The sequence below is a fragment of the Ureibacillus yapensis genome, from assembly GCF_003515775.1.
GTDB lineage: Bacteria > Bacillota > Bacilli > Bacillales_A > Planococcaceae > Ureibacillus > Ureibacillus yapensis.
Map to the genome: position 1 here is coordinate 1 of NZ_QWEI01000012.1, position 22,928 is coordinate 22,928.

26 protein-coding genes are annotated in these 22,928 nt (G+C 40.0%); 8 read left to right on the forward strand and 18 right to left on the reverse strand.

Translation table 11 applies throughout. From position 1 onward, the window contains the following. Nucleotides 1-99: 99 nt before the first annotated feature. From D1B33_RS16220 to D1B33_RS16235, 4 genes are all read right to left on the reverse strand, one after another. The gene (locus D1B33_RS16220; protein ID WP_118877456.1) at nucleotides 100-1,083 is read right to left on the reverse strand and encodes a ring-cleaving dioxygenase; all 984 of its coding nucleotides are present in this window, start codon (nucleotides 1,081-1,083) and stop codon (nucleotides 100-102) included. A 320-nt stretch (nucleotides 1,084-1,403) separates the two neighbouring features. Beyond that, nucleotides 1,404-2,345, reverse strand: a complete 942-nt coding sequence (locus D1B33_RS16225) for a ring-cleaving dioxygenase (protein ID WP_118877457.1) — start codon at nucleotides 2,343-2,345, stop codon at nucleotides 1,404-1,406. Nucleotides 2,346-2,514: 169 nt separating this feature from the next. Then, on the reverse strand, nucleotides 2,515-3,042 hold the full coding sequence (locus D1B33_RS16230) for a YceI family protein (protein WP_118877458.1): 528 nt from the start codon (nucleotides 3,040-3,042) through the stop codon (nucleotides 2,515-2,517). A gap of 175 nt (nucleotides 3,043-3,217) precedes the next feature. Next, nucleotides 3,218-4,216, reverse strand: a complete 999-nt coding sequence (locus D1B33_RS16235) for a M23 family metallopeptidase (RefSeq protein ID WP_407656752.1) — start codon at nucleotides 4,214-4,216, stop codon at nucleotides 3,218-3,220. Nucleotides 4,217-4,386: 170 nt separating this feature from the next. Between D1B33_RS16235 and D1B33_RS16240 the strand changes: the two genes are divergently transcribed. Beyond that, on the forward strand, nucleotides 4,387-4,704 hold the full coding sequence (locus tag D1B33_RS16240; RefSeq protein ID WP_118877460.1) for a thioredoxin family protein: 318 nt from the start codon (nucleotides 4,387-4,389) through the stop codon (nucleotides 4,702-4,704). 167 nt (nucleotides 4,705-4,871) lie between these two features. On the opposite strand, the gene D1B33_RS16245 is transcribed toward D1B33_RS16240, so the two are convergent. Next, complete coding sequence (locus tag D1B33_RS16245) at nucleotides 4,872-5,582, reverse strand: TerC family protein (protein WP_118877534.1); 711 nt, start codon at nucleotides 5,580-5,582, stop codon at nucleotides 4,872-4,874. Nucleotides 5,583-5,893: 311 nt separating this feature from the next. On the opposite strand from D1B33_RS16245, the gene D1B33_RS16250 reads away from it, so the two are divergent. Next, nucleotides 5,894-6,514: a DUF1643 domain-containing protein gene (locus tag D1B33_RS16250; RefSeq protein ID WP_233549514.1), complete on the forward strand. Its 621-nt coding sequence runs from the start codon at nucleotides 5,894-5,896 to the stop codon at nucleotides 6,512-6,514. A 50-nt stretch (nucleotides 6,515-6,564) separates the two neighbouring features. Here the strand turns inward: D1B33_RS16250 and D1B33_RS16255 are convergent, their stop codons facing one another. Together D1B33_RS16255 and D1B33_RS18910 are read right to left on the reverse strand one after the other, a co-directional pair. Continuing rightward, complete coding sequence (locus tag D1B33_RS16255) at nucleotides 6,565-7,098, reverse strand: DUF2179 domain-containing protein (protein WP_118877462.1); 534 nt, start codon at nucleotides 7,096-7,098, stop codon at nucleotides 6,565-6,567. Nucleotides 7,099-7,474: 376 nt separating this feature from the next. Continuing rightward, on the reverse strand, nucleotides 7,475-7,567 hold the full coding sequence (locus D1B33_RS18910; RefSeq protein WP_118877535.1) for a TetR family transcriptional regulator: 93 nt from the start codon (nucleotides 7,565-7,567) through the stop codon (nucleotides 7,475-7,477). A gap of 302 nt (nucleotides 7,568-7,869) precedes the next feature. Between D1B33_RS18910 and D1B33_RS16265 the strand changes: the two genes are divergently transcribed. Continuing rightward, nucleotides 7,870-8,640 carry an SDR family NAD(P)-dependent oxidoreductase gene (locus D1B33_RS16265; RefSeq protein ID WP_118877463.1) on the forward strand — a complete coding sequence of 257 codons (771 nt, stop codon included), beginning with the start codon at nucleotides 7,870-7,872 and terminating at the stop codon, nucleotides 8,638-8,640. A gap of 66 nt (nucleotides 8,641-8,706) precedes the next feature. Here the strand turns inward: D1B33_RS16265 and D1B33_RS16270 are convergent, their stop codons facing one another. Both D1B33_RS16270 and D1B33_RS16275 read right to left on the reverse strand, forming a co-directional pair. Then, complete coding sequence (locus tag D1B33_RS16270; RefSeq protein WP_118877464.1) at nucleotides 8,707-9,204, reverse strand: DinB family protein; 498 nt, start codon at nucleotides 9,202-9,204, stop codon at nucleotides 8,707-8,709. 142 nt (nucleotides 9,205-9,346) lie between these two features. Beyond that, complete coding sequence (locus D1B33_RS16275; protein WP_199677437.1) at nucleotides 9,347-9,907, reverse strand: hypothetical protein; 561 nt, start codon at nucleotides 9,905-9,907, stop codon at nucleotides 9,347-9,349. A 344-nt stretch (nucleotides 9,908-10,251) separates the two neighbouring features. Between D1B33_RS16275 and D1B33_RS16280 the strand changes: the two genes are divergently transcribed. Continuing rightward, a complete protein-coding gene (locus D1B33_RS16280; RefSeq protein WP_158583009.1) occupies nucleotides 10,252-10,851 on the forward strand; it encodes a hypothetical protein in 600 nt (199 codons plus the stop codon). Between the two features lie 44 nt (nucleotides 10,852-10,895). Here D1B33_RS16280 and D1B33_RS16285 read toward each other — a convergent pair whose 3' ends face one another. Both D1B33_RS16285 and D1B33_RS16290 read right to left on the reverse strand, forming a co-directional pair. Then, complete coding sequence (locus tag D1B33_RS16285) at nucleotides 10,896-12,080, reverse strand: MFS transporter (protein WP_118877466.1); 1,185 nt, start codon at nucleotides 12,078-12,080, stop codon at nucleotides 10,896-10,898. Between the two features lie 9 nt (nucleotides 12,081-12,089). Continuing rightward, complete coding sequence (locus D1B33_RS16290; RefSeq protein WP_118877467.1) at nucleotides 12,090-12,515, reverse strand: MarR family winged helix-turn-helix transcriptional regulator; 426 nt, start codon at nucleotides 12,513-12,515, stop codon at nucleotides 12,090-12,092. Between the two features lie 197 nt (nucleotides 12,516-12,712). Between D1B33_RS16290 and D1B33_RS16295 the strand changes: the two genes are divergently transcribed. The 3 genes from D1B33_RS16295 (at nucleotide 12,713) to D1B33_RS16305 (ending at nucleotide 14,249) form a co-directional block, all read left to right on the forward strand. Beyond that, the gene (locus D1B33_RS16295; protein WP_118877468.1) at nucleotides 12,713-12,898 is read left to right on the forward strand and encodes a hypothetical protein; all 186 of its coding nucleotides are present in this window, start codon (nucleotides 12,713-12,715) and stop codon (nucleotides 12,896-12,898) included. A 3-nt stretch (nucleotides 12,899-12,901) separates the two neighbouring features. Beyond that, nucleotides 12,902-13,699, forward strand: coding sequence for a serine/threonine protein kinase (locus D1B33_RS16300; protein ID WP_118877469.1), 798 nt, complete (start codon nucleotides 12,902-12,904; stop codon nucleotides 13,697-13,699). Between the two features lie 139 nt (nucleotides 13,700-13,838). Beyond that, entirely contained in the window at nucleotides 13,839-14,249 is a 411-nt protein-coding gene (locus D1B33_RS16305; protein WP_118877470.1) for a YugN family protein, read from the forward strand. 64 nt (nucleotides 14,250-14,313) lie between these two features. On the opposite strand, the gene D1B33_RS16310 is transcribed toward D1B33_RS16305, so the two are convergent. The 6 genes from D1B33_RS16310 to D1B33_RS16335 form a co-directional block, all read right to left on the reverse strand. After that, nucleotides 14,314-15,432 carry an S-layer homology domain-containing protein gene (locus tag D1B33_RS16310; protein ID WP_118877471.1) on the reverse strand — a complete coding sequence of 373 codons (1,119 nt, stop codon included), beginning with the start codon at nucleotides 15,430-15,432 and terminating at the stop codon, nucleotides 14,314-14,316. 160 nt (nucleotides 15,433-15,592) lie between these two features. After that, nucleotides 15,593-16,750 carry a M20 peptidase aminoacylase family protein gene (locus D1B33_RS16315; RefSeq protein ID WP_118877472.1) on the reverse strand — a complete coding sequence of 386 codons (1,158 nt, stop codon included), beginning with the start codon at nucleotides 16,748-16,750 and terminating at the stop codon, nucleotides 15,593-15,595. Nucleotides 16,751-16,802: 52 nt separating this feature from the next. Beyond that, entirely contained in the window at nucleotides 16,803-17,819 is a 1,017-nt protein-coding gene (locus tag D1B33_RS16320) for a S66 family peptidase (protein ID WP_118877473.1), read from the reverse strand. A 120-nt stretch (nucleotides 17,820-17,939) separates the two neighbouring features. Next, the gene (locus D1B33_RS16325) at nucleotides 17,940-18,344 is read right to left on the reverse strand and encodes a hypothetical protein (RefSeq protein WP_118877474.1); all 405 of its coding nucleotides are present in this window, start codon (nucleotides 18,342-18,344) and stop codon (nucleotides 17,940-17,942) included. Between the two features lie 74 nt (nucleotides 18,345-18,418). After that, on the reverse strand, nucleotides 18,419-19,162 hold the full coding sequence (locus tag D1B33_RS16330) for a hypothetical protein (RefSeq protein WP_118877475.1): 744 nt from the start codon (nucleotides 19,160-19,162) through the stop codon (nucleotides 18,419-18,421). 85 nt (nucleotides 19,163-19,247) lie between these two features. Beyond that, nucleotides 19,248-20,288 carry a YkvI family membrane protein gene (locus tag D1B33_RS16335; protein WP_118877476.1) on the reverse strand — a complete coding sequence of 347 codons (1,041 nt, stop codon included), beginning with the start codon at nucleotides 20,286-20,288 and terminating at the stop codon, nucleotides 19,248-19,250. A gap of 487 nt (nucleotides 20,289-20,775) precedes the next feature. Between D1B33_RS16335 and D1B33_RS16340 the strand changes: the two genes are divergently transcribed. Further along, nucleotides 20,776-21,678, forward strand: a complete 903-nt coding sequence (locus D1B33_RS16340; protein ID WP_118877477.1) for a nuclease-related domain-containing protein — start codon at nucleotides 20,776-20,778, stop codon at nucleotides 21,676-21,678. A 54-nt stretch (nucleotides 21,679-21,732) separates the two neighbouring features. Here the strand turns inward: D1B33_RS16340 and menC are convergent, their stop codons facing one another. Beyond that, nucleotides 21,733-22,839, reverse strand: coding sequence for an o-succinylbenzoate synthase (menC, locus tag D1B33_RS16345; RefSeq protein ID WP_118877478.1), 1,107 nt, complete (start codon nucleotides 22,837-22,839; stop codon nucleotides 21,733-21,735). Nucleotides 22,840-22,928 lie beyond the last annotated feature (89 nt).

Below are 22,928 nucleotides of genomic sequence, written 5' to 3' on the forward strand. Positions count from 1 at the left end.
AAATAATACCGATGTTTAATTTTGTCATTGTTTTTTCCTCCTCTTGTGGTTGTTTACCGAATAATCTATCTAAAAATCCCATAGAATGAGTTCACCTCCTTATTCGTATTCTTTTTCGAAGTGTTTCGTACTGCGAACTGTATCAATTGGCCGTACGAGTTTTTCAATTTGATCGCGCTTGTCCTCAAAGAATGGAGGCAAGGATAATTTCTCGCCAAGCGTTTCATACGGCTCATCCCCCATAAACCCTGGACCGTCCGTTGCTAATTCAAACAAAATGGATGGGGCAACATTTGAGTACAGCGAACCGAAAAAGTATCGCTCTACGAAACCGGAGTTTGGCAGTTTAAATCCTTGCAACCGTTGTTGCCATGCCTCTAAATCTGCACGTTCATCTACCCGGAATGCCGTATGGTGGACTGTCCCGAAACCTTGGCGAGCTTGTGGAAGCACCGTATTATACTCAACAACAACTTGAGCACCGTTTCCGCCTTCCCCCATTTCGAATAAATGGAATGAATCTTCTTGAGCCAGCTCTCTCATAAAGAATACTTTTTCCAAAACTTCTTTGAAATAATCGAAGTATGCAGTACGAACAAATACCGGCCCTAAACCTGTAATCGCAAATTCATTTGGAATCGGTCCTTTTTCCCAAGGTTGGCCAGAAGCAATTCCTTCGTTAAATTCATCTGAAATTAATTGATATTGCTGGTCATCAAAGTCGGCGAAAGATAATACCTTTTTGCCAAACTGCTCTTTAATGCCTGTATGTTTTACTTCCAGTCGATCAAAGCGTTTTACCCAATAATCCAATGCCGCATCACTTGGTACACGGAATGAGGTTTTTGAAATCTCGTTTGTTCCATGAATCCCTTTTGGAATGCCAGGGAAATCAAAGAAAGTCATATCTGTACCGGGGCTGCCTACATCATCCGCGAAAAATAGATGGTATGTTTTAATATCATCTTGGTTGACTGTTTTCTTTACTAAACGAAGGCCCAAGGTATAAGTAAAGAACTCGTAAATCTTCTCGGCACTGCTGGTAATTGCCGTTACGTGGTGAACTCCTTTTAATTCATTCATTGTGATTTCCTCCATATATCAATATCTCGAATTCGAGTTAACAGTTGAAAGTTTTTTTACAAGATTTATTCTGTAGTATTTTCAAAAACATTATACTTACCTTAAAAATTACTTTGAATCGAATTATCTTCAATTCAAGATAACCGTAACATGCAGAAATATTATCGTCAATATATTCTTCCTAAATTAGCATCTCTTTCATATAAGATAAATAATCTTAACATTAGGCAACTTCAGTCTTTTCTCTTTTATTATCCTTACCCTATTCCCATTAAACATGATCGCAAAAACTCGCCTTATCTACTTAAGAATCTGCCCTTCTATTCAATCGGCTCCAGGTTCGCTTCAATTTCCACCCGTCTGTCTTCCAGGAATGGCGGCAAATCAAGCTTTTTCCCTAATTCTTCAATGGTTGCGTCAACCGTAAAGCCAGGTCCATCTGTCGCGAGTTCAAAAAGTATGCCATTTTCCTCCCTGAAATAGAGGCTTTCAAAATAATAGCGGTCGGTTATTTTCATCACCTTAAAGCCGAAATCTTGGATTCGCTGCTCCCACTCTCTTAATTCTTTTCCATCTTTCACACGAATCGCTAAATGATGAATACTGCCTTTACCCGGTTTTTCTTTCGGACCATCCTGTTCTACAATGACAATTTCACCAAATGCTTGTCCTTTTACAGATTGGTAAACAGCCAGGTTTTCTTTTCGGGAAACAAGCTCATACCCAAAAATGTTTTCCAATGTTTTTGATAAGCTATCCAAAGATTTTACGGTCATTTCAACCGGTCCCATCCCAAGAATGCTGTGCTCTTCCAATACATTCGACCCTTCCCATTTATACCAATGTTCCGGGACAGGTTCCCCGTTATTATTGATCAGCACCAAGCGCAGTCCTTCACTATCTTCAAAATGAAGTGCATCTCTTCCGGCATACGTTGTAATTTCGCCATGTTGTACTTCAAGTAAGGAAAAACGTTCTTGCCAATAAAGCAAACTTTCATAAGAAGGCACCAATAAACCAATTCTGGTTATTGCGTTCGTTCCCCTATGCGTTCTTCCGACAACCGGTATTTCAAAAAAAGACAACTCTGTTCCCGGGCTACCCGTCAAGTCGCCATAAAAAAGATGGTACATGCTTGGATCATCCTGGTTAACGGTTTTCTTTACTCTTCTTAAACCAAGAATCTTATTATAGAAACCATTATTTACTTTCGCATTTTTGGTCACCATTGAAATATGATGATGCCCTTTGATTTTATCCATCCCGTTCCCCCCTAAATTGGGATATAACGTTTGAGCGCATTTTTCAAACCATTGACAACAATCCGCCCAAATTTCATATCCGTTTTAAATTTACCTCGAATTCGAGATATATGTTCATTGAAAGTTGAACTTATGCCAATTAATCAAGGCATAAGTTCAACACTAAAAATTAAGCAGCCGGGTTTACCTCAATCTCAACTTTGATTTTAATATCTTTGCCAACAAGTACGCCGCCCGTTTCAAGCGCTGCGTTCCAAGTTAAACCGAATTCTTCACGGTTGATTTTTGATTCTGCTTCAAAACCGTAAACTTCAACACCCCAAGGATTAGTCCCTTTACCACCGAATTCTACATCAAAAGTTACCGGTTTTGTTACATCTTTAATTGTTAAATCACCAGTGACTTTGTAGTCGTCTCCTAATTTTGTAATGTTTGTAGACTTGAATTCAATTGCAGGGAATTTTTCTGCATCGAAGAAGTCAGCTGATTTCAAGTGATTGTCGCGGTCTTCAGCACGTGTGTTGATGCTTGCTACGTCAAATTTGAATGCGATTGTTGCAGTTGTAAGATCTGTTAAATCCGCAGCTTCTACTTCTGCAGTATAAGAAGTAAACTCCCCTTTCACTTTTGATACCATCATGTGTTTAACTTCAAACCCTACGCTTGAATGTGATTGATCGACTGTCCATTGTGCCATTTTATATTCCTCCATTTTTATTATTTTGAATTCGAGATATTTGCAGAAAAAATTATCTCAAACTCACTTATCTTTAATTCGAGATAAATATAACATGTATAAAACTTCCTTGTCAACGGTATCGAAAAATTTTTCATAACAAAAAGTTGCTCAAAAAAAGCCTGAGCAACCTTCATCATTTCTTTTGTTGTCGTGTATATTTTTCCCAGTTCCGGAGCGATGGGTATGGATCAAATGCCCATTCTGTCCGGCCGTTAAACTTATACATTCCATAATGCAAATGCGGCGGAAATTTACCCGAAGTGCCTTCTTTTCCGTATCCCGAGCTCCCCACTCCTCCAAGAAGTGTCCCGGGTTCAACGATATCTCCAACTTTCAGGTCTTTATTAAAGTAAGCCAAATGTGCATAGTAGTGGTACGTATTATGATTGTCGCGAACGCCTACACGCCATCCTCCAAATTCATTCCACCCCATTATTTCAATTATTCCATAAGAGGTAGAGACCACAGGGGTACTATAGCCTGCAAAAATATCCGTTCCTTCGTGGATGCGTCTTCCACCCCAGCCCCGATTGGCTCCCCATGTTCCTCTGTAGCTGTAGTTATAGCCGCGTACCGGAACAGGAAAAACATGCGTATCCAGTTCAATCTTGTCGTAATGTTTATAAAGTTTTGCAATGGATACTATTTGGTTCACGGCTAGCTCATTTTGGTAATACTCATATAAAGAAAGTTTAAAGTCCTCTTCCGTTGCACCGAATTGACTCAAATAATTGGACATAGTAAGCATAACATCTTCATCATCGGCAGGATCTGCTATGCCATCACCGTTTCCATCCATTCCTATTCCACCAAAATATTTAATCGTAAAGGGAGAAGTATCGCCTTGTTGCGGATTTAACGCCCCCGCCCAGCTTTCTTTGGAAAACTGGATCGCAGCAGTGCTTTCCCGTTTCGGTATATCGGGCCGTACAGCTTGAATGTTTCGTTCGTATTGATCGATGGCAGCCAAGTAATACCAAGGCACGATATGATTTTGGAATTGCATATACAAAGACATGCGTTGTGACATCAACTCTTCTTGGGAAGAAGCTTCATTTGCAGATGACACATCCGAAAAGGTTGCACTGTAAATTACCATTCCAATCATACATAGGATTAAATGCCGAACCAAATTGAAACCTCCTTTTACATTATCAGCTAAGCGAAAACATCGTACGATACATATTTTGTTCAATTGGCGGGAAATTATTTAAAAAAGTGATGGTTCTTTCTTAGTCGTGCTATAGGAAATTGTACGGTGATTATGATAAGATAAGGAAAATTTAATTAGGGGGAATTTTTGTGGAAAATTTGCAATCCGTGGAACAATTCCAGGAGCTTAAAGCAACCGGCCAAACCATCTTTATGTTTTCGGCTGACTGGTGCGGCGACTGCCGTTTTATTGATCCGGTTATGCCTGCCATCGAAGAAAAATATGCATCACAATTTCAATTTGTAAAAGTTGACCGTGACCAGTTTATTGATTTATGTGTGGAGTTGGATATTTTCGGAATCCCTAGTTTTCTTGCCTATAAAAACGGCGAGGAAATTGGCCGTTTTGTAAGCAAAGATCGCAAAACACAAGAAGAAATCGAGTCTTTCATTGATGGATTAAAATAACATTCATGATTTTTGGATGAACGGACATTATAACTATACCGTTAAGTACTTCTTAACTGCAGAAAACAACATCCCCGACGCATTAGGCGAAGGGGGTTTTTGCTTCTTTTGGTCCAGTTCCTGTTGTAATTGGCCGTTTTCGAGCTATTGTTCTGGATTGGCTCCCTTTATACAGCCCCTTTGCTTCGAATACCATGAATGATGAAGGTTAAAATAAAAGCTGTGATTAATACGGTAATAAACACTACATTCGGAATATGGATATCTACAATAGTAAGCCCCATTTTGAAAGCGATGAAAATAATCAGCAAGTATGCAGTCGTTTCCAGTTCAGGCACTTTGTTCATAAGGCTGATAAAGAAAGTTGCAATGCCGCGCATTAATAAAATACCAATCATCCCGCCAAGCAGCACCACCCACACTTCATCGGAAATGGCAAGCGCCGTTAAAATGCTATCCACCGAAAAAGCTAAGTCCATCAATTCCACACTAATGACTGTTGCCCAAAAAACACCGAATATCTTTACAAGCCAGCCTTTTGGTTTGGCATTGACCTCTTCATTCGATTTTTCCTTTCGTTTATCGCGGAAGAACTTGAATGCCAAATATAATAAATAAAGAGCACCAATCAATTTAATCGGCCAGAATTTAATCAGAACCGTCCCTAGCCCGATAAAGATAAATCGGAAAATATAAGCCCCCCACAAGCCATAAACAAGCGCCTTTTTTTGCTGTTCCTTTGGCAGCGGCTTTACAAAGGCCGATAACACCAATGCATTATCAGCGGATAAAATACATTCCATAACAGCCAATGATAAAATCAGCCCCCAACTTTCCGAGCTTGTTAATACTTGCGCCCACATGTGCCAATCAAACATGGATGCATAGGTTGAAAATATTTCTTCTGCCACTTTCCTCGTCTCCTTGAAATATAGATGAATTCTTTTGTCCCACAATAGAAAAAAGGTATATCCACATAATAGATATACCCACTATTCCAGTATGGACCCAAAAATGAGATACATGCTAAGTATATACCTATCCACGGATTTTCTCATATTGATGCCCCTTTTCCCTTCCCCCAGAAAAACTAATTTCCAGACAAATAAACGTTTCGCTTATATTTCCATCCCCTCAAGAATATGATGAAGAACACTATGTTAATGGGGGTTTTGTGGATTTGGAGAATGTGAAAGCGATTGCTACTTTTCAGCTGATCGGCGGGGAAGTCTACCGCACGAATACGTATCTTCAATTCGGCGCTTCTCGGGAGTCTCTGGGTGCCGTTGTGATGTTGAATCCCGGTTCGAGTGACCTGCAAGGAGAAGCAAGGAAAAAACTGATAATGAATGGTTCCCATACCGATGAAACCACATTGGACAATACAATGAAGCAATTAGTGCAGTTTATGAATTCTACTCATTCAAGATTAGAAGGAAGGCTTCATATCTATAATTTGTTTTATGTGCGAAACTCTGCAAATTTAGAGTCCATCGAATTATTCGAACTTCTAAAAGCAACGGGAAAGTACCCTACTATAACGCTCCCCTCTTTGCTTGAAATGTCGCAGCACCCCTGGATTCTCATTGGATGGGGCATTGAAAAAAGGAGAAGGTGGAAGTTTTATGAAGAGGAAAAAAGGGAGTGGCTTCAGCTGATCGAGGATAGCGGCATCCCCCACTTTGGCATACAAGCGGAGAACAATGAATTCTACCATCCTTGCCCGAATGGCCCTGCCAAAACCGAGCGGCTTTATCAACTCATCGAAACATTCAACCTCAAAATTAAACCGCTTACAATCGAAAGTTGAACAAATCTTAATATCCATTAAAAAAAGAGCAGGGAAAGTTCCCCAGCTCTTTATTTTTCTTGTCTAATTTTAAATTTGCGCATTCGATCTACCAAGAAGCCGCCTTTAAATGACTTTGGTTCATAGGAAATGATAAATGCTTTCGGCTCGATCGATTCAACGAGATTAAATAATTCTCTTTCACGATTTCGTCTAGCCAAAATCTCGTATTTATATCGGTCGCTGTCACGCCCTTCGCCGATATAAGTCGTGATGGCAAAGCCGTTATTTCTTAACATATCAATCAGTTGCTGATTTTTTTGCTGCGTATTGATTGTCACATAGACATAACCAACGGCCAGCTTATTTTCAATCATTGTTCCTAATGGAATTCCAAGACCAAATCCGAGTGCATATACCAGCATCGCTATGAAGTTTTGCTCACCACTAAAGATGATAGAAAGAGCAAATACATTAATAAGGACTTCTAAAAATCCAAAAATCGAAGCAAGAAGCCTCATGTTTTTGACTAAGAAAATCGTTCGCAACGTCATTAATGGCACATAAACGAGCTGTATGGCCAGAATCAGGAGTATATCTTGCATTTTAACGCCTCTTTCATTAGTATGTTTTCTTGTTTTCTTCTACCCCAAAATTCATTTTCTATTCTTATCAATATTCTGGAGCAAATAGATGGCTTACTATAGATTAACATCTAATATGGAAAATTTCCGTTCCCGCAATCATTAATTCTACAATTTGCTCCGCCATGATTGCTGGGGATTCAGGAAATTCCTCTTCAATCGCTACCGCCATTTACTATCGAAAATCGACACGAATATGGTTACTTAACAGTAGTTTAAATAGTGTAGCATTTTCTTTAAAGCAATGAAACAAGGTAATATCTTCGGCGTTCAATTCCTTTAAGTTTACTGTAGTAGAAGCGGCATACGGTTTTCTTATTTCATGGATCATGTCCATTCAAATATCCTGGATGAATTCTTCCAACAACGCTGCCTTTGAATCAAAATTTGCATAAAATGTACCTTGATTATAATTCGCAACTTTTACAATTTCCGAATCGTGATGTGTTCAATGGTGTTTCGTATAACAGCTGCAAACAAGCTTTTTTTGACGCTGCTTTCGAACGTACAATTCGTTTGTCTATGTATTCCATTCATCTCATCCCCGCCTCAGCTTTCTTACTTGCAGTATGGATGAAGAAATTTTTTCGAACAATTTTTAATGAGCAAACTGTCCCCTTTTGCTGAGTAACGAACATTTTTTGTAGAAGCTTGTCGATTGAGTTCTTTAGCAAAATTTCTTTAAAATGAATTTATAAACGATTACATTACGAAGTTGGGGAGGAAATTATCATGACATTTCCAGTACTAGAAGGTAAAGTAGCGATTATCACAGGAGCAGCGATGGGGATGGGCGAAGCAACAGCAAAACTGTTTGCGGAAGCAAAAGCAAAAGTCGTCGTTGCAGATTTCAATGAGGAAAAAGGACGTCAGGTAGTTGAAGAGATAAAGACCAGCGGCGGTGAAGCTGCTTTTGTCAAAGTTGACATTTCAAACTCCGAGCAAGTAAAGGCAATGGTACAATTTGCGGTTGATACGTATGGCAAATTAGACGTGGCAGTGAATAATGCCGCTCTCACTCCAGATGACAAACCAGCAGATGAATTTGATGAAAATTACTGGGATCGTTTAATGTCTGTTGACTTAAAAGGGACTGCAATATGTCAAAAATATGAATTGCAGCAATTGAAAAAACAAGGAAACGGCGGTTCAATCATTAACATTTCTTCCGTAAGCGGGTTCCGTCCGCAACCAGATAACATTGCTTATGTTGCAGCAAAACATGGTGTTGTCGGTATTACGAAAGTGGCAGCCCTGGAAAATGGCCAATACAACATTCGCGTAAACTCTGTAGCACCTGGTGCAATTGACACACCAATGCTGCGCGGGGCATTGGAACAGTTCGGTTTAAATGCAGAGGAATATGCACCTCAATTAAGTCTATTAAACCGGTTCGGACAAGCAACGGAAATCGCCCAAGCAAGCTTATGGCTGGCTTCCGACCTATCTTCTTATGTTACAGGGACAACTATCCACGTTGATGCTGGTTATACATCACGATAAATTTCCATTTCTGAAACAACACTTTCAAAAAGATGAAGGTGTTGTTTTTTCATATTATAAATCCTCTTAAATATTAATTTTCAAAGCTTCTTTCACTTCCCGAATTTGTCCTAGATGGCGTTCTTCATGATAGCCCACCAAGTTAATCCACTGTTTCAGCGTTAAAATTCCAAAGCGCGGATGGATAAGTGTTTTTTCGTTCAACTCTTCTTCACTGCTAAATTGAGCTAGTTTCTCCAATGCAGCTCGTGATGCATCCAGTTTTTCTTTCAGCTTAGCCAAAGTTTGATATTCGTTTGTAGGAATTAAATCTTTGGGAGCATTAACTTTCTTTTTGCGATCCGCTATTAAATGGAGCGGAAATGATGAGGGCTTTCCAAATTGGGTGCCGCTGTTAAGTGCAGCGCTTATTTGATGGATGGCGTTTTCCTCCATCAGAAATAAGTGTTCCAGAATCTGTGCTATGCTCCATGATTCTTCAAAGAGTTTATCATTCAATTGGATATCTGATAAACGGCCAACACTTTCCCAAATTTCTTCGCGAATTTTTCGATTGTTCTCCATACCGTTCCTCCTAAAGAGACCATTATTACTTTATATTCTTTCAATCAGAGGTTTAGACCTTTTGGAAAAAGCAAAAAGCGAGAATAAATCTCGCTTTGAAAGGATTATAGACGAATGATGCATATGAGCAAATCGATTTTATTTAGTAGCATTGGAAGAATAAAATATTATTTCGATTAATGGAATCATACACCCAGCCTCTTGTACCTCTCCAACGGAACCCGATAATTTGATTTCTGAAGGCAACCATAGGGAAGAACCAGAACGCATTGCCATTTTTCAGCCAAATAAATGTATTTCGGAAAAAGCAACGTCTAATTCCGCCTACTCCTCCTCTGCGGGAAAATTGTTGTTGCTCGAATGTCGACATTTGTGGTGTAAAGTTTGGCGGTGGTGCAGTAGGTGCTTGAAGCTGGCCTGGACCACCTCCAGGAAACCCGCCTGGTCTTCCTGGTCCGCCTCCTGGAAATCCAGGTGCGGTACTCGGGAACCCGCCTGGCCTTCCTCCAGAAAAGCCTCCTGGTCCGCCTGGTTCTCCTCCCGGAAACCCAGGTACAGTACTCGGGAACCCGCCCGGCATTCCACCTGGCATTCCTCCCGGAAATCCGCCTGGCATTACTGGCTGACGATCTCTACCTCCTCCTCTGTTGGGGGATTCATTATCAAATTGCACTAAATAGTCATCATCTTCAAAAGGATACATTGCCCACCCCACCTTTCTTTAAACTACAGCTAATGTATGTAAAAGCGGAGGCGCCCGTACAGGACGACTGCCCTATCAATGCTCTTAAAATCGTTTCTCGAGTTATATAAGCAGTCGTATCAAAGGGTTAGCAAGAAATCATTCCAGCAATGAATAATATGGGATTTTGAGAATATGTTTTAACGAACGCTTTTTCTTATGCCCCTCCCTGAGGAATAACAACCTAGAAGGAGCTGAATGCTATTCTTCAATTTGTGATACCAAAGGAAAATTACAGTCTATGTCTTGTAAACCCAGGCAAGGAGGACGTTCAAGACGTCTACTTGAGATACTTGGGATATGCTGTGGAAGAATCGACATATTATGAATTTGAACCCATCCACATGCAAACGGACATCCTTTATGGCGAAAGTTACGCAATTTTGGACGAATGCACTTCATGGGATTTTGATACAACCTTTCACTATGAAGTGTTGTATGTTGCAGCTGAAGGAATCATTTTGAAGAAATTTTATCGAAAAAAACTGGATAATGTTGAAATCTTGGAATCTCATCCTTTGTTTCAATCCTCCATTTGGATTATTGAAGAAACCACAAGTGAAATTATTAATGCGGAAGATATCATAAAAGTAGTCGCACAGGATATTTATGCCTCCAAGGTACCAACAAACAATGGGACGTATCAGTATTTAGTTAAACGAAGCAAGCTATTCGAACAATTCTTCGAGGATTTGTATGAGGAAATGAACGGTTATTATAGTGAAGATCAATCCCGCGCTCAAGAAAAATGGAAGTTTGGCGAATTTCTGCAATCTGAGTATGCAGTTGAATTCGAGCACTCTGAAGGAACGGATATTATTCTATCAAGCTGTTTAGGCATGATGCGAAAATTGAACCTGACAGATCAGGAAATGGCTGAATATTTTCTCAAGTATAATATGTAATGCCAGGTACCCAAACGATTTAGCTTTGTTTGGGTACCTGGCATTTATTTTAGTTTTCTCCCTACCAAGAAATAATATAGAACCAAGGCTGCCAAAATAATGGGAACCATGAACAAGAAAAGCATCCGATAGGTCGTATAGGGTTCAATGAGCCCCAAGATAAAGGGACCTACCCCAAGGCCCAGATCCAGCAAGATAAAATAAGTGGATGTTGCCAAGCCATAACGGTGAACTTCCGTCGATTTAACTGCCAGCGCTTGGGCAATAGAGTTCATGTTGCCATACCCAATGCCAATCAGTCCGGCTGCAATCAAAAAGATCACCGAATTTGTTGCTTGGCTGAATAACACCATTCCTAAAGCAAAAAGGATTAAAGCCGGATAAACCACGATATTGGCTCCTTTGCGATCCATCAATGGACCTGTGATAGGCCGTGTACATAAAATGGCAATCGCATAAACAAGAAAGAAAAAACTCCCTGCTTCTACCAAGTTAATACTTTCAGCATAGAATGATAGAAAGGACATAACACCCGAATAGGCAAAACCAATAAATAACACAACGATGGAAATTGGGATCGCTTTCGGTTCAATATAATTGCTAATCTTAAATCCTGTTTCCCGTTCAGGAGCATCAGCTCTCAATGGTGCTTGAATCGTACTTAAATTCACCGTGAAGTACAATAAGATGCATATAATTACTAAAATGGCATTAAAAATAAAAACCGATGTAAAACTTTCTGTATTTTGAATCAAAAAGATTCCGATGAATGGCCCAATTGCTGTTGCTAAAACGGCACTCATACTAAAATAGCCGATTCCTTCCCCACGTCTTGTAGCAGGAATAATTTGAGCGATCAACGTTCCGGTTGTCGTTCCAATAATCCCTACCGCAACTCCATGCAACAAACGAATCAAAATTAAAACAGGTAGATTCACAACAACAAAGTAAGCGAATGTTGTAAGGAAGAATGCCACTAACCCGATTTGAAAGGTTTTCTTGCTGCCGATTGAGGTAATCACGCGGCCTGTCAGTAATCGACCCAATAATGACCCGACAATAAAGATACTTGATACTAACCCCGCCGTACTTGTGGAGGCATCAAATTCATCAACTGCATATCCCGCAATTACAACGATTAACAAATAAAAAATTAAGGTGACAAAAAAATTAATTAACGAAATCATGATAAAGTTTCTGGTCCATAACGGCTCTTTTTCCAACCTCATAAAATCCCTCTACCCCCTTAATACATTTTGCAAAATTTGATTTAGTACATTTCTGGCCGTCTTTAAATCTTCTTCGGAAATGCCCTCTGTAAGATCTTTTAGGAAATCTGTCAACTCTTTCTGCAATTGTTCATAGACTTCTTCGCCTAATACGGTTAGTCGTACATATTTTTCTCTTTTATCTTCGCCTTGCTTTGTTTCCACGTATCCAAGATCGATTAATTTTTGGGTAATGCGTGTCACGCTTGGCTTTTCTACACGCGTCTCTTTTGCAATTTCCGCTTGCGTGAATGGCCCCTTGACTCTGATCAGACGCAACACAACCCACTGCGATGTGTACAATTGATATTTCGCCAAACGATTGTTCACTGCATTTACATAAGGCCGGTATAATTCTCTATAACTATCAAAAAGCGTCGGTTCTTTTTGACTCATACAATCTCCTCCACAAAATATAGTTACCCTAACTAACTAATATACTGTACACCAATTTATAAGGAAGGTCTAGAGGTATGGAAAAATTGGATAAATGAAAACGTAATGAAACTTCACCAACTTTGGAACGTATAATAATTATCAATAAAATTCACCATAAACCAATTGAAAGATTCAAATTCGAAAGGATTGATTTTATGCTAGATAAAATTTTGAAAAGCTTATTGGGAGGCGGTCATAGCAAGCGCCGCCGTTATTCAAGCAGCGACCGATATTATTCCAGAAAACAAAACTATTACGGTCATAAGCATTATAAAAAAGGGTACAAACGCAGTTCCGGCTTTTTCGGTTCAAGAAGCTCCCGCAGCTTTTTCAGCAGCTAAAAGATGATTCATTATTTTTCGGAAAAGAAATATGACCAACTTGTAAAAAACTATATTCAATATGAAACAAACTATCGTTTTATCGAAGAAATCGGGGTTGGGTCTTACGGAGTTGCCTATTTAATAGAAGATTCCATTACTTCCTCGAAATACGTGTTTAAGCGGCTGAAAACAAAGCATCGCCATAAAAACTCAGTTCGTCAAAAGTTTCGGCAGGAAATCCAGATTTTAAAAGAACTGGAGCTTCCAAATGTGCCTTCTTTCATTACTTCTGGCGAACTGCATGAGATTCCCTTTTATATGATGGATTATGTGGACGGAAAAACATTTGAACAGGCGATTTTCCAAGAAGGCGCAGTGTTTACTCTCGAGCAATCGCTTCAAATAACGAAAGAACTTTTGGAGATTGTCGCGGAATTTCATAAAAAAGGCATCGTCCATCGCGATCTGAGAATTCCCAATATCCTTCTTTCAAACAACTCCTTAAAAATTATCGACTTTGGTCTCGCAGCCTATATAAAGGAAAATAATCAGCCCGAAAAATTGGTGAATCCAAAACGTGCACAAAACCATAGCAGCGACCTTTATTTTATCGGTCATTTTTTACTTTTTCTGCTATATTCCAATTATTCTCCAACGAAAAAAAAAGAACGCAGCTGGCAAGAAGAATTACGGCTGCCAATTGAAATGGTGAACTATCTTGAGCGCTTGCTCCTCATTCAACCTGGTTTTTCAAGCGCTCATGATGCTTTGCTGAATCTTCCGTTGCATGTGGAGAATCACGAATCGTTTTATTTCTAGAGGTTGAACGGAAAGTACTTTCTGTTCCGCCTCTTTTCTTATTGTTAAGTTCTAATAAATTCAGGCATGGAGAGTATTTCCACATTCATTTTTGTCTATCCTTGTAGCAAGAATAAAAACCTGGAGGAATTAAGCAACCATGCTACAATTTGAATCGGAATTAGTCGGAAAACATGCGCAGTTTGGCTATTTGCAGGATAAACTGAAAAATTACGGCTTTTGCCTAGGCGGTTACTGGGACTATGACCGCGGTTTTTTTGATACAATCCTATCCAAGCAGAATGGGGAGACCATATACTTAAGGCTGCCTTTTGTTGTCATCAGCGGCATGCTCGATTCTGATGATGCGTTTATTCAATTTAAAACGCCTTATGTCATCAAGCATATCGCCAATTATGGGTTGGATTTCGATGAAGGTTCTCTTTTAGAAGCAACAGGCTTTAGCCAATTCCAAACACCTGTCGATAAAGATGCCGAAATCCAGCAAAAACACAAATGGGTTCAAGCCGGTGAACAGGTTGTCGGGAAGGTTCTTCAGTATCTTCATTAATGCTCTTAGGGTTCCAAGGATAAAAAAAAGCGGAAAGGATTGCTCCTTCCGCTTTTTTCAGCTTTTAGTTTACCTCGGTTGCGATTGTTTCTGTCCAATCTTCACCATAGACTTCCTCATCAAATACGACATTATAGATTTTCCACTTGCCATCTTCACTTTTCTTTAAGGAAGCTGTTCCCGATAAATCGACTGTCATGTCAAGAGACATTTTTGGAGCTGTCATGGACACTTTGTATTCTAAGCCGTCAACACGCACCTCAGCAAACTGCTTGTTTACTGATACCGGATTGATTGTATATTCCCCAATTTGTTCCATAGCAACTTCCCTATCTTCTTCAATCATATCCGACAGGCCTAAACTATCAAGGGAATACGCTAAATGGTATCCGGTCGTTGTTTCACGATAAAGGGTCTTTAAAGCTTCATAATCCTCCTGTACAGAATATGCAGCTTCATCTTTAATATTGCGATCAACTGTTTGCATAGCCGCTGTTTGATCTTCTCCCGTTCCAGGCTCCAAATGCAGGGAACGGTCAATCATCACAATTGCTTCCGCGCGCGTTGCATTGTCGCGTGGCTTGAAACCATTGCTTTTTCCTTTAATAATTCCCTTAGCAGCAGTTTTGATTACTGCTTCATAAGCGAAATGTTCCTGGGGTACGTCAGCGAATGCTTTTCCTGAAGCAGAAAAATCAATCGTAGGCTGGAATGCACGATAAATCATGACTGCCATTTGCACGCGCGTAATTTTGTCATTCGGACCGAAAGTATCCGCTGTTTTTCCTTGGATAATGCCATGGCTGCCGGCAATGTTGACATATTCGGAATACCAGCTGGATGGTTTCACATCAGAGAAAGTTTTCCCCTTGCCATCCTCACGTAAATTCATCGCGTTTACCAAAATCTTGGTGAATTCGGCACGCGTAATGGAGTTATTTGGCTTAATGGAGACATAAGTATATTCATATTCTTCTCCATCTTCCTCATATTTCTCCGTTTCTGCATAACCATCTATAATATCCGCATACAAGAAGCGTTCCAATGCATTGTAAGCCCAATGCTCATAATCCACATCATCCAAAAAATACTGATCGATGGATTTTTCTGCAGCGAAAGTTGGCGAAGCAGCAAAAAATCCAAATGCAACAATCAAAGTTAAAAAACCGTATAATGCTTTCAAAAGTTTTCCTCCACTATTCTATAAAACTTATCATAATAGAAGTAGTTTACATGATTAACAATAATAATAATATAGTTAAAATTATGGAAACATATGAAATATATCCATTAAAGCATTGCGGTTTATTTAATCCGATTGCGCACGGCTATGTGATCTGCTTTTAAGCATAAAGCTCTTTACGTTCAAGTGCGAGAATCGCCAGCTCCGCAAAGTAATTTGCGGCTACATCCAATGCATCTTCATTCAATTGAAAGGCTGGGTGATGCCATGCTTTCGGGCCGTCCACACCCATCCAGACAAAGTAACCCGGAATTTTTGTTTGATAGAATGCAAAGTCTTCACCCGCCGGTATTGGCTTCGCTTCTACCGATTTATACCCTGCCATTTCGGCCGCTTTTGCTGCTATTTCCGTAAAGCGTTCATCATTATTGACAACCGGCAAACCAGAGAACCATCGAAACTCAGCACGCGCCCCATAGCTTTCCGCTATTCCCTCCGCCAGCATGCGCATTCGTTCCGCGATGACTTCTCGTGTTTCATCCTGGAATGTTCTTACCGTTCCTTCCAATTCCGCTTTTTCAGGAATCACGTTCCATGTATTCCCTGATTGCAGCTTGGTTACTGAAACCACCGCATTATGGAATGGGCTTAAATTGCGGCTGACAATGCTCTGAAACGCAGTCACGATTTGGCTTGAAATGACAATCGGGTCAATTGCATCATTCGGAATTCCTGCATGTCCGCCTACCCCGATAATATCCAGTTCGAAGCGGTCAACGCTGGCCATTAGCGCTCCCGAACGAACGCCAATTGTTCCGACCGGCAAATCCGGTTTATTATGCATGCCGAAAATTGCGGATACTCCTTCCAGCACCCCTTTTTCGGCTACATAGACCGCTCCCTGCGCAATCTCTTCTGCTGGCTGGAAGATGATACGAACCGTTCCTTTCAGCTCTGAACGACGGGCTTGCAATAAAATGGCCGCTCCGATTATGGATGAAGTGTGGAAATCATGTCCGCAAGCATGCATGACGCCCTTTATTTTTGATGAAAATTCAACACCAGACTGCTCTTCTATTGGAAGCGCATCAATATCAGCTCTTAGTGCAATCGTCGGTCCTTCTTGCTCTCCTTTTACTTCTGCCACAAGACCCGTTTCCAAAGGGAAATCTAATATAGTGATTCCGGCTTCTTCCAACCAGCGGCGAATACGGTTTGTTGTTTCATATTCCTGAAATCCCAATTCAGGATTTTCATGCAGCTCCCTGCGATAAGCAATTAGTTTTGTTTGTAAATTTTCGGCTAAGTTCAAGCTCATATGTCATCTTCCTTCTTTCATTCCTGATAAATTTCACATTCCAGTGGCAACCTTATTTAAAAATTTGTTTAACCATATTTCCATTATTATTATAAACTCTAACTTCTGCATATGCCCCATTAATGAGTGTAAGCTGCGGCGGCATATGGCCGCAGTCAAAATCATAGGCAATGGGTATAGTTAATTCCTCTGCAAGCTCCATATAAACATCCAAAATGTGATAGTCATGAACTGATTCCTTTGCGGCGCTTCTTCCAAATAGAATGCCGCTGCAATGGTCAAACCAGCCGGCCAACTTCATTTGAACGAGTGTTCTTCGCAAATCCGTTACCGTCAGTTGGCAGTTTTCAAAAAACCAGATAATCGGTTCATTATTTATGTACTGTTGCTGGAAATGCCGCACATCCCCAAAAGGCGTACCGATTAAATGGCGGATGACATCGATGCATCCTCCCAGCAAACGGCCCTTAATATAAAGAGGCGTGTTTTTAATGGTTTTCCACTTGGTTGGCTCGGATAAATGGTACACCCAATCCGTTACATCATCATGCTGCCATCTTAACTGATACTTCTCTGACGGATACTGGATGACTTCTTCCCCCTTTTTCATAAAAAGAACCTTTTCCCACTGGGCAGTGGTAGGGTCCGAAACTTGTCCGCGCAAATCCACTAAATTGGTCCCATGGGCAGTAGCTATACCGCTTTTTAATGTAATTGCCAACAACAAAGTGCTTATGTCCGAATAGCCCAGGATCCATTTGGGCGTAATTTTATCAAATTCCATGTATTCCAGGATTTCAATCAATAATTCTCCGCCCCAAGGAGGGAAAATGAACTGGATGGAAGGATCCTGCAACATCAGATTCAATTCCTCGGCCCTACTCTTTGCATGGGCGGATTTCGATTTAAACTCTGTCCAGCAGGTTTGTCCAACAACCACTCTAAAGCCTTTCTCTTCCATCCGATAAACCGCTTCTTCCAATAAATGATGGTCTTCTCGATGCAACCCTGAAGAAGGGGCAGTTACACCTATTTTAACCGGTTTATTCAGTGCTGGATAACGAATCATTCTATTCCCCATTTCATTAATTTAGTGGTATGTTCTACAACTTATTAATGTTCTCCTTTAATTAGCAGCAAAATAAAAAATAAAACCGACTTCATTAATGAAATCGGTTTTAACGTTTAATTATCGTACAATATGCTCTCTGTCCACAACACCATTGTTGTTGTCATTGTTATTGTTATCAATAATACCGTCATTATCGTTATCAACATTACCGTCTGTTGTACCGTCAATTCGATGATCCGGTCCAACCATTGTGCCATTTGTACCCGGAACTCCAGTTGCATTTCCATCTGTGCCATTTATGCCTGTTCCGTTGTTGTAATTTGTTCCCGCACCATTATTGTAATCCAAATTGTCATCGTTAACAGTATTATCGTTGTTTCGTGTACCGTTATTATTCATTCCATTGTTATCATTTACATCATTATTATCATATGCATTATCATCCGCAGCATTATTCACGCCGCACCCAACCAATGCAACCGATAATAGTAAAGCAAAAGGAATTGCCAATAATTTTTTCAAAAGTAAACCCTCCTTCAAGTTGATGAGATTAGAATGTGTCGTTTCAGGAAGGTTATACATTAAACTTTTGGATTTTATTTTAATTCTTCTCCGTAAATTGCAACCATTTGGCGCACAATAGAAAATTGAAGACCATCAAAGGCCAAAAGATTTTCAACAATACCCAGGCTATCTGCATGATATCTTCCGGCAATTTGCTGCATGGCTAGTAAATCATATTGGCCGTTTCGCGCAAAAGGAATCGGGTAAAGAGCGCTGATTGGATCCACCCATCCCTCGATTGGCTGTTTGAGTGTTCCATCCGGGTTGTAGATTTCATTTAAATAATCCTTGCCTTTATCTTGAATATCGAGTATATATTTTTTTGCGGGATTACGGCTTAAAATAGTTACTTTATATTGATTTGCATAGTGTACCTCAAAAGGATGCTGTTCATTAAACTGGATGGAGTCGAAAATTTTCATCAATCTGTTGCTGATATACGAATAAACATATGCAAATAAAATGGCTCCGCTCCCACCCGAATCAATGGTGATTAAAATATCTTTTATTCCATTTCCCGTTAAATCCCCTAACCAGATTTTCGGATCATATCCTGCGTTTTCCGAAAGCGGGAAAGGTTGAAATTGAAGTGTTCGGCCATTTTTTACAACAAGTTGAATATTGGTGATATAAGGACTGTCGGGTTGTTTTGTTCCCGTTAAGAAAATCCAATCCGGAAAGCCATCCCCGGTAACATCCCCGATTTTACTGGCAACAATAGATTGACCGGAAACATTAGGTGCGACCGATACCCTGTTCCAGTAAAAATGATTCATGATTATTCTCCTCAGCCTATTTTTTCTTATTAAATGTCAGGCTACAAGGAAAAGTACCAACTAAAAAAACCCCCGTATTGGGAGTTTAACGTTTCTTTAGCCAAGACCAAACAATAGCGATGATAATGAAAAATCCCAAATAGCCCATTAGCGCGTATACTTTCCCCACCAACGTGGTGAACCCTACAAAACTGCACATAAACGCTAATGCACCAAACATGATTACCAAGGGTCTATAAAATGGCCCTTTGGGGGATACAAAACGGGCAACAAAAGAAAAAAGCAACCCTACTGCCGTACTGTAGATCATTCCCAATAACGCTATCGCCATAACGATCCCGATAATGGGATGCATATTTTTGGCAATTTCCAGTATAGGCATGTCCATGCCCATAACAATATCCATTTTGGCGAACATGGCGACATTAATCAATAGAATTAAAATCCCCAACAATACGCCACCGATTACTCCGCCAAATCCGGCTACTTTTCGGCTTGTGGCGCTGCTTCCAATAACCGTCAACATTCCTACGCATGTAGCGATGTTATAAGAAACATAAAGTGATGCACCAAGCAGCCAATTCGGCGCCGCTACCCGCTGATGCTGCGATAAGTAATTTTGCTCTGAAATGGTGTGATCCATCGTGAATATCGAATAAAGGGCGATTGCAACCATGATGGCCAATAAAAATGGAGTAGCTACCCCAATGAGTTGAATGATGCTATTTACATTCAACATCAGTGTTAATACTGTAAGTACAGCCATTACCAAGCTGCCGACAACCGGATCAATGTTAAACAACTGATGAAATGCTGCTGCCGCCCCAGCAAACATGGCCACTGTCACTGCAAACAAGAAAAAAGTAATCAGGACATCCAGGATTGCACCAAAAGGACGTCCAGCTATATGGTAAACCACTTCTTTGTGAGAAGCGGTTTGCAGTTCATATCCCAGCTGTGCAATATTCATCCCCAAAAAGGAAAACCCGATCAGGGCAACCATTGCCCCCAACACCCCATAAATGCCGAAACCCGTGAAAAACTGCATAATTTCCTGGCCGGATGCAAAGCCTCCCCCCACAACCAATCCAACAAACGCGCCACCAATTTGAAAACTTTTTTTCACCCATTCCCTCATTTCCAACTGGCAATTATCATTTCTATCTATTTGGACATACCTTTTATATACATACGCGTGTTGGTGGGGGAAAATGTTAGTTAATTTGGGGATGGAGGTTGTTGTAATTGAGTGGTTTTCTTCGACGAGCTGCAAACACTTCTTTACACTATCTCTAATTGAGCGTTTTCCCTTGATTCAGCTTCTAACACTTCTTTACACCATCTTTAATCGGACGTTTTCCCTCAAATTAGCTTTAAACACTTCTTTAGACGAATCTCTAATCGAGTACTTTCCCTTAAGCTAGCTGTAATCTTAGCTTTAGAATCCATCTTCCCCGCGCTGCCTTTAAACTTAGCATCAACCCTCTATTGGTTGTCTTAAAAAAGCAAGTTTTTTATAAGAGTAACCGAAAATTAATTTTTAAGAGAATGAGTTAATTTTTCCCACTAATTTTATTACAATGAATTTACCGATACATGAAAGGATGAAGCGAATGATATATAAGAAGAGAGTTGAGCCCTATCAATTGGTTCTCTTAAAGACTCTCCATCGACGGATGATTTTGTCCAAAACTGACCAAAAGTTGTATGATAATTTAAAAAAGGGGTATGAAGGAGAGCTTCGTTTTGATGAGTTTACCGAAAATCTCAAGCTAGATTGCCTCATACTAAATGATTTACTACTTAAAGTGAATAACCAAACATTCCAGATTGATTCTTTGATTATCATGAATCATGTCATTCATATATATGAAATCAAAAATTACGCCGGCAACTATTACTATGAAAACAATCGTTTGTTTCAAAAAGATGGGACGGAAATTTCGAATCCATTTATTCAATTGGAGCGGACACAATCCCTGCTTCGGCAATTTTTGCTGCATCTTAAAGTTTCTATACCTGTACATGCTTCAATAGTTTTTATTAATCCTGACTTTATTTTGTATCAAGCTCCTTTAGATAAACCTTTTATCTTTCAACCTCAACTCAATCAATTACGAATTCAACTTAATTCGACCCACCAGAATCTTACACAACAGTATAAAAGCTTAGCTGAAAAATTAATAAATTTCCACATAAAGGAAAACCCTTATCAACAAATCCCTCAGTATGACTACATACAATTGCGCAAGGGAATTCCTTGTGCTGCCTGTTATTCGTTTTCAACTATCATTAAAGGATATAAATGCATTTGCAAGGAATATAGGTACGCTGAGCAAGTCGAACTGGCAATCGAAAGAAATGCAAAAGAATTTCAATTTTTATTTCCAAAAGAGCCGCTAACAACTAAAAAAATGGTTGATTGGTGTCAGATAGGAAGTAAATTTACGGTTCGGCGTGTACTGCAAAACAGTTTTACTAAGCTTGGCAAAAAGCGATGGGTACACTATATATAAACTCCTAATAAAAATCCCGAAAGCAAACACAAAGATTCACTCCCGGGATCCCAATCAACGATAGACCTTGCTTTCGACCGTATATTTTTTAATGGCTTCCAAATTCGGTTGATAACCGATTCCAACTTCCTTCGGTACCTTAATATATCCATCTTCCACCACCACTTCAGGCTCGATGATATCTTGTTCCCAATAATGGCTGGATCCTGCCGTATCACCGGGCATGACAAAATTGGATAGCGATGTGAGTGCTATATTATGCGCTCGGCCGATGCCTGCTTCAAGCATGCCGCCGCACCAAACCGGAATGCCTTTTTCCGCGCAATAATCATGGATCTTGACTGCTTCCGAAATACCTCCCACACGTCCAATTTTGATGTTGATCACACCGCAGCTTCCCAGCTCGATGGCTTTTTTTGCATCTTCCAATGAACAAATGCTTTCATCCAAACAAATGGGTGTTTTCAGCTGTTTCTGGAGAGTGGCATGATCAATCAAATCATCATAGGCCAATGGTTGTTCAATCATCATTAAATTAAATTCATCCAGCTGTTGAAGAAGGGCCACATCTTCCAAAGTATAAGCCGAATTGGCATCGGCCATCATGGGCACTTCCGGAAAGTGCTCTCTCAAAGTACGCAATACATTAAAGTCCCAGCCTGGCTTTATTTTTAGTTTAATGCGTTTATAGCCGTCTTTAATGGCCTGATTGACTACTTCGATTTGTTTTTCCATTGTTTTTTGGATTCCGATACTGATTCCAACTTCGATTTTGTCCTTTTTGCCGCCTAGCGCCTCGGCTAATGATTGGTTTGTCTGTTGGGCGTAAATATCCCAAAGGGCCCCTTCAATTGCGGATTTCGCCATATAATTTTTTCGGATTCCTTTAAACAGTTCCCCCAGTTCGTCTGGATGCTGAAGTTCTTTGTTGATCACCAACGGAATTAAAAAGTCCTCCAGCATATGCCAGGTTGTTTTCATCGTTTCTTCCGTATACCAAGGCGCCTCAAAGGCAACCGATTCCCCCCAGCCTACTGTGCCTTGCTCATCCTTTGCTTCCAATAATAGAAACTCTTTATTGTCAATTGTTCCAAAGCTAGTAGAGAATGGATTTTTTAATCGCATTTTCAAATGATGGATGGTCACTTCCTTGATTTTCATCTGACATCCTCTTTTCTAAATAGTATATCTATTATAGTAACATTTCGATCAATAAAAATAATCCCACTCCTAAAACAGGAATGGGATTG